The sequence below is a fragment of the Streptomyces sp. NPDC042371 genome (assembly GCF_056437465.1).
The window spans coordinates 59,637-71,761 of sequence record NZ_JBWKAP010000022.1; the positions used below are offsets into that span (position 1 = coordinate 59,637).

A 12,125-nucleotide genomic window follows, 5' to 3' on the forward strand; every position below is an offset into this window, starting at 1 on the left:
CCAGAGCCGATCGGACGCGACCGTGGACCGCTCGGCACTCGCCGGTGCCGGCCAGTGGCGCGACGCTGGAGATGGCAAGACGAGAACTGCTCCGCAGGGAGGACGACATGAGTGGCATGATCGACAGATTCCCGGGCCGACCTGCGGCGCTGCCGGACCTGTTCGGCTGGATCGAGGCCGGAATTCCCGGTTTGCACCCGGCGCCCGGTGTACACGGGATTCGGATCGAGGAGTCCATCACGGATGGGACGTACTCCCTCCGTGCCGAACTGCCCGGCACAGACCCCGCCAAGGATGTCGACGTCTCCGTGACGGAAGGCGTTCTGACGGTGTGCGCGGAGCGCACGGTCGAAACGGTGGGCAAGCGCCACACGGAGTTCCGCTACGGAACCTTCGCGCGCGCCGTCCGGCTGCCTGCCGGTGCACGCAGCGATGAGGCCACCGCGGACTACGAGGACGGAGTTCTGACCATCAGGGTCCCGGTGCCGTTGGCGAGCTCGGCAACGCGGACCATCCCGGTGCGGCGTACCTGAGCGCGATCCGCGCATGCCGCACTCGCCCGCGCGTCCGAGTCGGCCCGGCCGCGACGGCGCTCCGTGTTCTCCGTCGCCGCCCTCGGTACAGTCAGGGGCCCTCAGGCATGCGGAACGACCGCGACCGGGCATCGAGCGTGGTGAATCGCCGAGTGAGCGGTCCGTCCGAGACGCGCCCCTGAAGGGATGTGGCGCCCGACCACGAGCAGTCCGGCGCCCGCGGCCTCCTTGAGGAGATGGTGGCCGGCGAAGCCGTGCACGAGCCGTTCGGTGACCTGCGTCCCAGGGAACTTGTGTCGCCAGGGACTGAGTACTGCCGCGAGATGACGGGATTTCATCACCGCGGGATCGGTGGCATCAGCGGACGGGACCAGGGGAATTGCCCAGGCGTGCACGACGAGGAGCGGTGCGCGGCGGATACCGGCGGTGAAGAAGGCGAATTCCAGCAACTCGTCGCAGGGGCGCTCGAAGTCCAGGCCGAGCACGACCGGACGGCTCGCTTCTTCCACCCCCTCTCGCTCCTCCTCGGGGAGGTCTCCCGCCCGCACCAGGACGACCGGACAGTCGGCTCGTGCCGCCACGGCCGAAGCCACCGAACCGACCAGGATTCCGGTGAGCGCGCCGAAGCCGTGCGAGCCGAGAACCAACAGAGCCGAGGTCTTCGACGTTGCCAGCAATGCGTCCGTCGGCGCTCCGGTGACCTGCTCGTTCAGGATTCCCAAAGCGGGATGCGCGGAGGAGATCCGCAGGACGGCGCGGTCGAGCGCGCCGCTCTCGCGGTGGAACGGGACCTCGATCTCCGGCAGGTGGCTTCGCTCCGATGGCTGGTCGTATGCGTGGACGAGGTGGAGCGGCAGATCACGGCGCAGGGCTTCGCGGGCCGCCCAATCGGCGGCGGCCAGGCTCTCCGGTGATCCGTCGATGCCGACGGTCACGGTTTGAGGTGAAGGTGTCTGAGGTGAAGGCATGGGGTGCACCTCCAGGGTGCGGTTGGAGGATCAACCGGTCCATGTCCAGTCGGCGACCTCGGGGAGGTCGGTGCCGTGTTCGCGGATCCAGGAATGGTGACGACTGCGGGTGTCAGCCATGGTCTGACGGAGCAGCGCGGCACGGACGGCGAGGCCGGGGACGCGGTCGATGACGTCCATGACGAGGCGGTACCGGTCGAGGTCGTTGCGCACGACCATGTCGAAAGGTGTGGTGGTGGTGCCTGCTTCCTTGTAGCCGCGTACGTGCAGATGCGCGTGTCCGGTGCGGCGGTAGGCGAGGCGGTGTACCAGCCACGGGTAGCCGTGGTACGCGAAGATGACCGGCTTGTCGGCGGTGAAGAGCGCGTCGTACTCGGAGCCGGACATACCGTGCGGATGTTCCTCCTGGGGAAGCAGCCGGGTCATGTCGACGACGTTGACCACGCGCACGGCGAGTTCAGGCAGACGGTCGCGCAACAGGGCGGCCGCGGCCAGTGTCTCCTGGGTGGGGACGTCCCCGGCGCAGGCCAGAACCACGTCGGGTTCGCGTTCACCGGTCTCGGTTCCGGCCCACTCCCAGATGCCTGCGCCCCGTGCGCAGTGGTTGCGGGCTTCGTCGAGGGAGAGCCAGTCGAAGCAGGGCTGCTTGCCGGCGACGACGACGTTGACGTAGTCCCGGCTGTGCAGGACGTGCTCAGCCACGGACAGCAAGGTGTTGGCGTCCGGCGGCAGGTAGACACGGACGACCTCGGGACTCTTGTTGAGGACGTGGTCCACGAAGCCGGGGTCCTGGTGCGAGAAGCCGTTGTTGTCCTGGCGCCAGACATGCGACGTGAGCAAGTAGTTGAGAGACGGCACCGGCGCGCGCCAGGCCAGCAGGCGGGAGGTCTTCAGCCACTTGATGTGCTGGTTGACCATCGAGTCGATGATGTGGACGAACGCCTCATAGCTGGAGAACAGTCCGTGGCGGCCGGTGAGGGTGTAGCCCTCCATCCATCCCTGGCAGAGGTGTTCGGAGAGGACCTCAATGACACGTCCGTCCCCTGACAGGTGCTCGTCGGTGTCGAGCGTCTGAGCCTGCCAGGCCTTCCCCGTCACGTCGTACAGCGCGGTGAGACGGTTGGAGGCGGTCTCGTCAGGACCCACGACCCGGAAGTCCCGACGCTCCGAAGTGTCCGCCATGATCCTCGCGAGCAGGCCGCCGAGGACCCGGGTGGGCTCGTGCAAGGTGGCTCCGGGCTTGTCGACGGACACGGCGAAGCGCTCCAGCGGCACCAGCGGCAGCTCGCGGGTGAGCAGTCCACCGTTGGTGTGCGGGTTGGAGCCCAGGCGCCGTTGGCCGGCGGGGACACAGTCCAGTACCTCGGGGGACGGGCGGCCGTGCTCGTCGAAGAGTTCCTGTGGCCGGTAGGAGCGCAGCCACGCCTCCAACTGCTCCAGGTGGTCCTGGTTCTCGCGCACGGAAGGGAGAGGGACCTGGTGTGAACGCCAGGTACCTTCGACGGGTACGCCGTCCACCGTCGCAGGACCCGTCCAGCCCTTGGGAGTGCGCAGCACGATCACGGGCCAGCGCGCACGGCCGTGCCCGGTCCCGCCCCGCGCGGCCTGTTGGATGGCGGCGATGCGGTCGAGGGCCTGGTCCATGGCCTTGGCCATCGCCTGATGGACCTTGCGCGGGTCGTCGCCGGTGACGTGCAGCGGCTCGTGACCGTATCCCTTGAGGAGGAAATCCAGTTCGGCCTCAGGGATGCGGGACAGCACGGTCGGGTTGGCGATCTTGTAGCCGTTGAGGTGGAGGATCGGCAGGACCGCTCCGTCGTGCACCGGATCGAGGAACTTGTTGGAGTGCCAGGAAGCGGCCAGCGGACCGGTCTCGGCCTCGCCGTCACCGATGACGCAGGCCACCAGCAGGCCGGGGTTGTCGAAGGCTGCGCCGTAGGCGTGCGCGAGGGAGTAGCCGAGTTCGCCCCCCTCGTGGATCGAGCCGGGCGTCTCCGGCGCCACGTGGCTGGGCACGCCGCCGGGGAAGGAGAACTGCCGGAACAGCTTCGCCATGCCCTCCCCGTCCCGGGTGATGTCGGGATAGGCCTCGCTGTAGGAGCCCTCAAGCCAGGAGTTGGCAAGCACGGCCGGACCGCCGTGCCCCGGCCCCCACACGCACAGCGCGTCCAGATCGCGGTCTTTGATGACGCGATTGAGGTGCGTGTGGACGAGGTTGAGGCCGGGCGACGTGCCCCAATGACCAAGGAGCCGCGGCTTGATGTGCTCGGGCCGCAGCGGCTGGGCCAGCAAGGGGTTGCTCGTCAGGTAGATCTGGCCGACGGCCAGGTAGTTCGCGGCGCGCCAGTGCGCGTCCAGGGTTGCCAGTCGGGCGGGTGCCACGGTGCCTCCAGCATGTAGGGCTTCGGGAGTATGCCTCTGCGTACGGGGCGTTTTCAGGCGTGCGGGACGACGGCCACCGGGCATGCCGCGTGGTGCAGCATCGCGTGGTTGACGGGGCCGAGCTGCATGCCGACGTGCCCCTTGCGGCGACGGGCGCCGACCACCAGGAGATCCGCTGTGCGGGAAGCTTCGAGGAGGACGGTGCGCGCCTGGCCTTCGACGACCTTGCGGCGGACCGTGATGTCGGGATGGGCGGCCATCGCGTCCCGCAGGGTCTCTTCGACCTGATCCGTGGCACGCTGCTGATGTTCGTCGTGGACCGCCGTGGGGAAGTCGGGGATTTCCCGGGCCGGGCAACGCCAAGAGTGGACGACGGTCAGGGAAGCGTTGCGCGCCTGCGCCTCGCGGAAGGCGAAATCGACTGCGGCGGGCGTCTCTTGGGGTAGGTCGATGCCAAGGACGACGGCGTGGAAATCACCTTTCGCGTTCTTGTCGTGACCGCGCACGACGATCACCGGTGACACCGCGTGCGCGGCCACGGAGAGGCTGACGGAGCCCAGCAGCAGCTCGGTGAGCTCGCCACGTCCTCGGCTGCCGACTACGACGGCGCCGGCTTCGGAACTGAGCCGCGAGAGTGCCAGAAGCGGGTCCTCGGCCAACACCTCGCTCGTCATCTTCACGGCATTGCTGCGGCACTGAGCACGCTCGGTCGCCGAAGCTGCGATGTGCTCCGAAAGGATCTGTACGGAGGGACGGTTGATGCCGAAGGACGGCTCATGCCCCTCGTACCACTCCCACCGCGACGCATGGACGACACGCAACGGCACACCGTGGGACACGGCCTCGTCCACCGCCCAGTCCAGCGCACGCAGACTCGGATCCGAGCCGTCGACTCCGACGATCAGGGGCTTGTCCACGGTGCCACCACCTTCCGGCATGCCCCTGGAAGGGGCTCTGCTGCGGACGGTTCCACCCAGGAGGCCGGCCGGGGGAGGGGCGAACCGGCCCCGGTAGGGGACATTCGGCCCCTACCGGGGCTGTTGACGCATCCGCACAGTGGCACCACGACCCGACGGAAGGAGACGCGATGCCCCATCGGACACGTATCGCGGTGATCGGCGTCGGCAACGAGTTCCGGCGCGACGACGGCGTGGGCTGGGCGTTGGTGCGCCGGCTCCGCGAGCGAGCGGCCGACCGACCCCTGCCGCCAGGTACGCTCCTGGCCACGTGCGACGGCGACCCCGCCCGCCTGATCGGCCTGTGGGAGGAAACGGATCTCGCGGTGGTCGTCGACGCCGCCCATGCGCATCCCGCCCACCCCGGACGGGTTCACCGGCTGTCGCTCGACGCCGATGAGCTGGACCGGCCACGGACGACGAGTTCGCACGGGCTCGGGCTCGGCGAGGCCGTGGAACTCGCCCGTGTTCTCGGCCGGCTGCCGGGGCGGCTCGTGGTGTACGCGGTGGAAGGCGACGACACTTCGTTGGGCACCGGCCTTTCGCCGAGTGCGGAGGCCGTGGTGGAACCGCTCGTCGAGGACATCGAGCACGAGATCGTGCGGCACCGCGACGCCGCCGCGCGCAGCTGAGAGGGGCGGCCATGCCGCAACGCAGAGCGCTCAGCTTTGAAGTGTTCGGCACCGTGCAAGGAGTGGGCTTCCGCCCGTTCGTACACCGGCTCGCAACGGGCCTCGGTCTGGATGGATGGGCCGCCAACACCGAAGGCCACGTTGTGGGCGAAGTCGCCGGTTCTCCCAGCGCCGTGGACGAGTTCACCGCACGCCTGAGCACCGGTGCTCCCGCGCTGGCGCGGGTGCGGCAGGTGCGGGTCGGCGCCGCGCGGGGGCAGCTCCCGCTGCCCGCGTCCGGCTTCACCATCCGGCACAGCGACAACGACCACGCCACGACTCCCGGACCACGGGACATCCCACCCGATGCCGCGATCTGCGGCGCGTGCCTGCGCGAATTACTGGACCCCACCGATCGCCGGTTCCGCTATCCGTTCATCAACTGCACGGACTGCGGGCCGCGCGCCACAGTCATCGAGGATCTGCCCTACGACCGGGTCCGCACCACGATGCGGCGCTTTCCGCTCTGTTCGGCGTGCGCGGCGGAGTACGGCGACCCTGCTGACCGCCGCTTCCATGCTGAACCCCTCGCGTGCGCTGCCTGCGGGCCACAGCTCTCCTGGAACGAGCTGAAGGGGGAAGCCGCGTTGCGCGCCGCGGTCAAGACCGTGGAGAGCGGAGGCATCCTCGCGGTGAAGGGACTCGGCGGCTATCAACTGGTGTGCGACGCCACCGATCAATTGGCGGTAAGGGCTTTGCGTGAGCGCAAACACCGACCGGCCAAACCCTTGGCCGTCATGGTTCAGGACGTGGGAGTCGTCAGTGGTTTGGCGCGCATGTCGCGAGTGGAGCGCGGCGTCCTGGAGTCGGCGGCACGCCCCGTGATGCTGCTCGCCGCGCGAGGGGAAGGCCTGGCGCCCGCCGTGCATCCGGGCACCCACCGGGTCGGCGTGTTCCTGCCCACCACCGGGCTGCACCACCTCCTGATCCGCGAACTCGCCCGTCCGCTCGTCGTCACCAGTGGCAACCTCGCCGACGAACCGATCGCCATCAACGACACCGAAGCTCACCATTCCCTGGGCGCGGTTGCCGACGGATTCCTCACCCACGACCGGCCGATCCGTGCCCGCTACGACGACTCGGTCGTCCAGGCCGTGGGCCGTACCGTGCTCACCGTCCGCAGGGCACGGGGCCTGGCGCCGGCGCCTCTGCCCCTGCCGATCGCCGCCCCCGTCCCTCTGGTGGCGGTCGGGGCCCAGCTCAAGCACACGTTCACGCTGGCGGACGGTTGCGGCGCGCATCTCTCCCCGCACGGCGGGGATCTGTCGGACTCCGCGACACGGGACGGGTTCACGAAGACGTACGACCACCTCGTCCGGATCACGGGCATCGCCCCGAGAGCCGTCGCGCACGATCTGCATCCCGGGTATCTCTCGACTCAATGGGCGCAGGCTCAGTCGTTGCCCCGCATCCCCGTGCAGCACCACCACGCTCACGTGGCGGCTTGCGCGGCCGAGCACGGACTGCGTACCCCCTTCATCGGGGTCGCCTACGACGGTCTGGGACTCGGCGACGACGGGACACTGTGGGGAGGGGAGATCCTTGTCGCCGACCTGACCGGCTACCGAAGGGTGGGCCGCTTCGCGACCGCTCCGCTGCCGGGTGGAGAGGCAGCAGTCCGTCACCCGTACCGGATGGCACTCGGCTACCTGCACGGGACGGAGCTGCTCGGCAGTCCACGCCCCTACCCCTGGCTGACCCGGAGCTTCAACGAGCGGCTCGATCAGTCCGAAGCCGCTGTCCTGCGCTCCATGGTGGCCCGGGGGGTCAACTCCCCGCGCGCCTCCAGCGCCGGACGGCTCTTCGACGCCGTGGCGAGCCTGCTCGGCCTCGCCGACACTGTCAGCTATGAAGGCGAAGCAGCCGCGGCCCTGGAGAACGCGGCGGGCACAGTGCGCGCGCTCCCGCTGGCACACCGCCTGGTACGAGCGGAAGGCCTCTGGGTGTATGACCCGGGCCCGACCCTGATCGACCTTTTGGACAGACAGCACAACGGAGAGGGCACCCCGGCGCTTGCCGCGGCCTTTCACCTCACCCTCGCCCTCGTGACCGCGGAACTGGTCGCGCACGCCGTGGACGCCGGCGCCCCGCGCACGGTCTGCCTCGCCGGAGGCTGCTTCCTCAACCGTCGTCTGCTCACCGAGGTCAGCCGCAGGCTGCGCGCACAGGGCTTGCGTGTGCTGGTCGCCCGGGAGGTTCCGGTGGGCGACGGCGGTATCAGCTACGGGCAGGCCGCGGTCGCCGCCGCCCGCCTCGCGAAGGAGTGAGCGCGATGTGCCTCGGCATTCCCGGCCGGGTCCTGGGGATAAGGGACGATGCCGGTCTCCGCATGGCGACCGTCGATTTCGGGGGTGTACGACGCGAGGCATGCCTTGCTTACACGCCGACGGCAACGGTCGGTACGTACGTCATCGTGCACGTCGGGTTCGCCATCACCGAGGTCGACGAAGCCGAGGCCGAGCGGACCCTGGGAGTCCTACGAGCGATGGCCGGGGCTGTGGAGGCAGAGCTGGGCGCGCCACTGCCCGGCCCGGCCGCATAGGGCCGGTCGGCCCTCTGCCGTACCCGGCCAGCCCCTGGGGTGCCGCACCTGACCGAACGATCCTCGAAGGGTCAACCTGCTTCCAGGAGGCCCGAGATGCCGCACGACGAGCGAAGCCGATCTCCGGTCCACGCCCTGCTCGCCGACGGGACGACGACCTGCATACGGGCCGTCCGACCCGACGATCACGCCCAACTGCGAGCCCTTTACGAGGAGATGTCTCCGGAGAACCTGAGACTGCGCTTCTTCGTGGCGAGCCACCGGTCCGCGGAGCAGGCAGCAGACCGTGCCTGTGCCGACAACAGCCCCGGATACAGGGCGCTACTGGCGGAGACCAAGGACCGGATCATCGGTCTCGCCGAGTACGAGAGGTCGGGCGAGCCCGAAACCGCCGAGATCTCCCTCGCCGTGGCCGAGGGCCTGCACCACCGGGGGATCGGCACCCTGCTCCTGGAGCACTTGGTCTCCGCCGCCCGCGCCGACGGCATCACCGCGTTCACCGCCGACGCACTCGCCGAGAACCACGAGGTGCTGAAGGTCTTCGCCGATCTGGGACTGCGCACCGCCCGCCGCTTCGACGGCCCCGAACTGCGCTGCACCATCCAGTTGGAGGAGGACGAAACCTACCTGAAGGCGGTCGAGAAGCGAGGCAGTGCCGCTGACGTGGCCAGCCTCCGACCACTGCTGAGGCCCGGCTCGATCGCCGTGATCGGCGCGGGCCGCAAAGCCGGTTCGGTCGGCCGGGCCGTCCTGCGCAATCTGCGCACCGGTGGATTCACCGGGAAGCTCTTCGCCGTCAACCCGAGCGTCTCGTCGCTGATGAGCGTTCCGGCCTTTCCGGCGGTCAGCGCACTGCCCCAGGTCCCTGACCTGGCAGTCCTGGCGGTGCCCGCGTCGGCCCTGCCCGCCACGGCGGAAGAGTGCGGCAAGGCGGGTGTGCGCGCCTTGGTGGTCGTCACGGCAGGCCTGGACGCCGCCCAGGCCGCTGCCCTGCTGGCCACCTGCCGGACGTACGGCATGCGGCTCGTCGGCCCGAACTGCCTCGGTGTCTCCAACACCGACAGCACGGTGGCGCTGGACGCGACCTTCGCCGCCCGCCGTCCGCGTCAGGGCACGGCCGGTGTCGCCGTTCAGTCCGGGGGAGTGGGAATCGCCCTGCTGGACGGCCTGTCCCGCCTGGAACTCGGCATCTCCAGCTTCGTCTCGCTCGGTGACAAGTACGACGTGAGCGGCAACGACCTGCTCCAATGGTGGGAGTGCGACGGCGTCACCGACCTCGCCCTGCTGCACCTGGAGTCCTTCGGGAACCCGCGGGCGTTCTCGCGGACGGCGCGCCGGGTGACCAGGCGCATACCCGTGCTCACCGTCGACGCGGGCCGCACCGACGCCGGCAGGCGGGCCGCTGCCTCTCACACCGCTGCCGCCGCCACGCGGACCATGACCCGGCAGGCCCTGTTCGCCCAGGCCGGCATCACGGCCACCCGAACGATCAGTGAACTCGTCGAAAGCGCGGCCCTCCTGCACTCCCAGCCCGCGCCCGACGGAGACCGCGTCGTCATCGTCACCAATGCGGGCGGCGCGGGTGTCCTCGCGGCGGACGCGTGCGCGGAGGCAGGGCTGACCCTGCCTCCGCTGCCGGCGGATCTCGTCACCGAGCTGGTCGCCGTCCTGCCCGAGGGTGCCTCGACGGTCAACCCGGTCGATGCCACAGCAGCCGTCAGTGAGGAACAGCTCAGGGAGTGTGCGGACCGGCTCACCTCGTCCGGCTCCGTCGACTCCGTCCTGGTGGTGCTGGTCCCCACCGCGGTCGCCGCGGCGACCGGCGACGACCTCACCCGAGCACTCACACGCGTACCGGTTCGCCGCACTGGAGCACTGGTCGCGGTCCACCTCGACCAGGCACTGCCCGTCCGGCTGCTGCCCACCACGACCACCGGTTCCGTACCGTCCTACTCCGATCCGCAGTCCGCCGCCCGAGCCATCGCCCACGCGGTCCGCCGCGCCCGGTGGCTGGCCCGGCCGCCTGGCAGCGTCCCCGAGCTGACGGGGATCGAGACGGCGTCCGCCCACGTCATGACCGACGCGTGGCTGGCAGGCCACCCCGAAGGCGGCTGGCTCGACCCGCGCACCTGCGCCGAACTCCTCGCCCACTACGGCATACCCCAACTTCCCTGGGCCTGGGCCGAGACCGAGGACGAGGCCGTGATGGCCGCCGAGCGGTTGCGCGGTGCGGACGGGAGGATCGTGCTGAAGGCGCACTGGCCCGGTCTGCTGCACAAGAGCGAGCAGGGTGCCATCCACCTCGATCTGCAGGGAGAAGCCCAAGTGCGGGCAGCCTTCCGGGACTTCGAGACCAGGTTCGCCGGACTGCTGTCCGGGGTGGTCGTGCAGCCGCTCGCCGCGCGTGGCACCGAACTGTTCGCAGGCGTGGCCCAGGACGAGGTGTTCGGCCCGCTGGTCCTGTTCGGGCTCGGCGGCAGCGCAACCGAACTGCTGGCCGACCACTCGGCTCGCCTGGCACCGCTCACCGATTTCGACGTCCATGACCTGATCACCTCGCCGCGCTGCGCCCCATTGCTCTTCGGGCACGGAGGCGGCGGCCCCGTCGACCTCGAAGGCCTGGAGCAACTGCTGCACCGGCTGTCCCGGATGGCCTGCGACCTGCCGCAGCTTGCCGAGGCCGATTTCAATCCCGTCCTGGCACGGCCCGGCGGTATCACGGCACTCGATGTGCGCGTACGGCTGCTGCCACGGACCGCCCATGACCCGTACCTGCGCCGACTGCGCTGAGGAGTCTGAGATGAAGCACAGCAAGATCGGTTCCGTGATGACCGGTGAGGTCGTCAACGCCCGGTACGGCACACCGTTCAAGGACGTGGCCAGGCTGCTTGCCGAGCACCGCATCAGCGGGCTTCCCGTGATCGACACCGACGAGAAGGTGCTCGGAGTGATTTCCGAGACGGACCTGCTCGTGCGTGAGGCGGAGGCCCCCACCCCGTACCGGCGACCGAGCCGTTTCCGGCTGCGTCGGATGAGCCCCGCCGCGCGCAGGAACCAGGCCAAGGCCACGGCGCGGACAGCTGGACAGCTGATGTCCACGCCACCCGTCTGTGTGCACGCGGAGAACACCATCGTCGAGGGTGCGCGCCTCATGGCCGAGCACAAGGTGGAACGGCTGCCCGTCGTCGACGACGAGGACCGACTCGTCGGGATCGTCACCAGGAGGGACCTGCTCCAGGTGTTCCTCCGCCCCGACGACGCGATCCGCCACGAGGCGATCGAGCAGGTCCTGGTCCGCACCCTGTGGCTGGCACCCCAGACTCTCAAGATCGACGTGCGGAACGGTGTGGTGACCCTGGAAGGACAGCTCGAGCGGCGCAGTGAGGTACCCATCGCGCTGCACATGACGCGTGAGATCGACGGAGTCGTCGCGGTCGTGGACAAGCTCACGTATCGCTTGGACGACTCGCATCTCCAGCCGACCGACCAAGCACTGAAGGGCGTGGCCGACGACTGGCTGCGCAAACTCTGAGGAGGGACGGATCGCCATGACCGTCAAGGTGCTCGTCGCCTATGCGACGAAGAACTGGTCAACGGCCGAGATCGCCCGCACCATCACGGAGGTTCTGCGGAAGGAGGGCCTCGAAGCGGACATGAGGCTCGTGCGCGACGTCCACGAACTCCAGGCGTACGACGCCGTGATTCTCGGCAGTCCCCTCTACGAGGGGCGATGGCACAAGGACGCCCGTCAGTTCGTCAAGCGCAAGAGCGAGGCGCTCGCCAAGCGGCCCGTATGGCTGTTCAGCAGTGGCCCTCTCGATTCTTCGGCGAGTGAGGGAAACATCCCGGCCGTGGCGTCCGTGCGCCGAGTCCTCATCCGGATCCACGCCAAGGAGCACATCACCTTCGGGGGGTGCCTCTCCGAGGAGGCGCAGAGCTGGGCGGCCCGGACCGTGGTCAAGGCCGGCAAGGGCGGGGACTTCCGAGACTTCAAGCAGATCTCCGCTTGGGCACAGCGCATCGGCGTCACCTTGCGCGGCGAGGCCGCTGTGCAGCCGGAGGGGAGCTGACGT

10 protein-coding genes are annotated in these 12,125 nt (G+C 69.5%); 7 read left to right on the forward strand and 3 right to left on the reverse strand.

Annotation, left to right across the window (positions count from 1 at the left end):
- Positions 1–107 precede the first annotated feature (107 nt).
- Positions 108–533: an Hsp20/alpha crystallin family protein gene (locus AC068B_RS39090; RefSeq protein WP_478676224.1), complete on the forward strand. Its 426-nt coding sequence runs from the start codon at positions 108–110 to the stop codon at positions 531–533.
- Positions 534–634: 101 nt separating this feature from the next.
- Here AC068B_RS39090 and AC068B_RS39095 read toward each other — a convergent pair whose 3' ends face one another.
- The 3 genes from AC068B_RS39095 to AC068B_RS39105 form a co-directional block, all read right to left on the reverse strand.
- Positions 635–1,468 carry a universal stress protein gene (locus AC068B_RS39095; RefSeq protein WP_478676225.1) on the reverse strand — a complete coding sequence of 278 codons (834 nt, stop codon included), beginning with the start codon at positions 1,466–1,468 and terminating at the stop codon, positions 635–637.
- A 63-nt stretch (positions 1,469–1,531) separates the two neighbouring features.
- Positions 1,532–3,883: a phosphoketolase family protein gene (locus tag AC068B_RS39100; protein ID WP_478676226.1), complete on the reverse strand. Its 2,352-nt coding sequence runs from the start codon at positions 3,881–3,883 to the stop codon at positions 1,532–1,534.
- Between the two features lie 53 nt (positions 3,884–3,936).
- Entirely contained in the window at positions 3,937–4,800 is an 864-nt protein-coding gene (locus AC068B_RS39105) for a universal stress protein (protein ID WP_478676227.1), read from the reverse strand.
- A gap of 170 nt (positions 4,801–4,970) precedes the next feature.
- Here AC068B_RS39105 and AC068B_RS39110 point away from each other — a divergent pair, with 170 nt between their 5' ends.
- From AC068B_RS39110 to AC068B_RS39135, 6 genes are all read left to right on the forward strand, one after another.
- Positions 4,971–5,471 carry a hydrogenase maturation protease gene (locus tag AC068B_RS39110; protein ID WP_478676228.1) on the forward strand — a complete coding sequence of 167 codons (501 nt, stop codon included), beginning with the start codon at positions 4,971–4,973 and terminating at the stop codon, positions 5,469–5,471.
- A gap of 11 nt (positions 5,472–5,482) precedes the next feature.
- Positions 5,483–7,777, forward strand: coding sequence for a carbamoyltransferase HypF (hypF, locus tag AC068B_RS39115; protein ID WP_478676229.1), 2,295 nt, complete (start codon positions 5,483–5,485; stop codon positions 7,775–7,777).
- A gap of 5 nt (positions 7,778–7,782) precedes the next feature.
- Entirely contained in the window at positions 7,783–8,052 is a 270-nt protein-coding gene (locus tag AC068B_RS39120; protein WP_478676230.1) for a HypC/HybG/HupF family hydrogenase formation chaperone, read from the forward strand.
- A gap of 96 nt (positions 8,053–8,148) precedes the next feature.
- Positions 8,149–10,842: a bifunctional acetate--CoA ligase family protein/GNAT family N-acetyltransferase gene (locus AC068B_RS39125; protein WP_478676231.1), complete on the forward strand. Its 2,694-nt coding sequence runs from the start codon at positions 8,149–8,151 to the stop codon at positions 10,840–10,842.
- 10 nt (positions 10,843–10,852) lie between these two features.
- Complete coding sequence (locus AC068B_RS39130) at positions 10,853–11,584, forward strand: CBS domain-containing protein (RefSeq protein ID WP_478676232.1); 732 nt, start codon at positions 10,853–10,855, stop codon at positions 11,582–11,584.
- Positions 11,585–11,600: 16 nt separating this feature from the next.
- Positions 11,601–12,122 (forward strand): flavodoxin domain-containing protein, encoded by a 522-nt coding sequence (locus AC068B_RS39135; protein ID WP_478676233.1) that lies wholly within the window; start codon positions 11,601–11,603, stop codon positions 12,120–12,122.
- Positions 12,123–12,125 lie beyond the last annotated feature (3 nt).

What these genes read in the sequence shown, in the direction of transcription:
- AC068B_RS39090 (WP_478676224.1), top strand. Translation starts at nt 108, where the DNA reads ATGAGTGGCATGATCGACAGATTCCCGGGCCGACCTGCGGCGCTGCCG.
- AC068B_RS39110 (WP_478676228.1), top strand. Translation starts at nt 4,971, where the DNA reads ATGCCCCATCGGACACGTATCGCGGTGATCGGCGTCGGCAACGAGTTC.
- hypF (WP_478676229.1), top strand. Translation starts at nt 5,483, where the DNA reads ATGCCGCAACGCAGAGCGCTCAGCTTTGAAGTGTTCGGCACCGTGCAA.
- AC068B_RS39120 (WP_478676230.1), top strand. Translation starts at nt 7,783, where the DNA reads ATGTGCCTCGGCATTCCCGGCCGGGTCCTGGGGATAAGGGACGATGCC.
- AC068B_RS39125 (WP_478676231.1), top strand. Translation starts at nt 8,149, where the DNA reads ATGCCGCACGACGAGCGAAGCCGATCTCCGGTCCACGCCCTGCTCGCC.
- AC068B_RS39130 (WP_478676232.1), top strand. Translation starts at nt 10,853, where the DNA reads ATGAAGCACAGCAAGATCGGTTCCGTGATGACCGGTGAGGTCGTCAAC.
- AC068B_RS39135 (WP_478676233.1), top strand. Translation starts at nt 11,601, where the DNA reads ATGACCGTCAAGGTGCTCGTCGCCTATGCGACGAAGAACTGGTCAACG.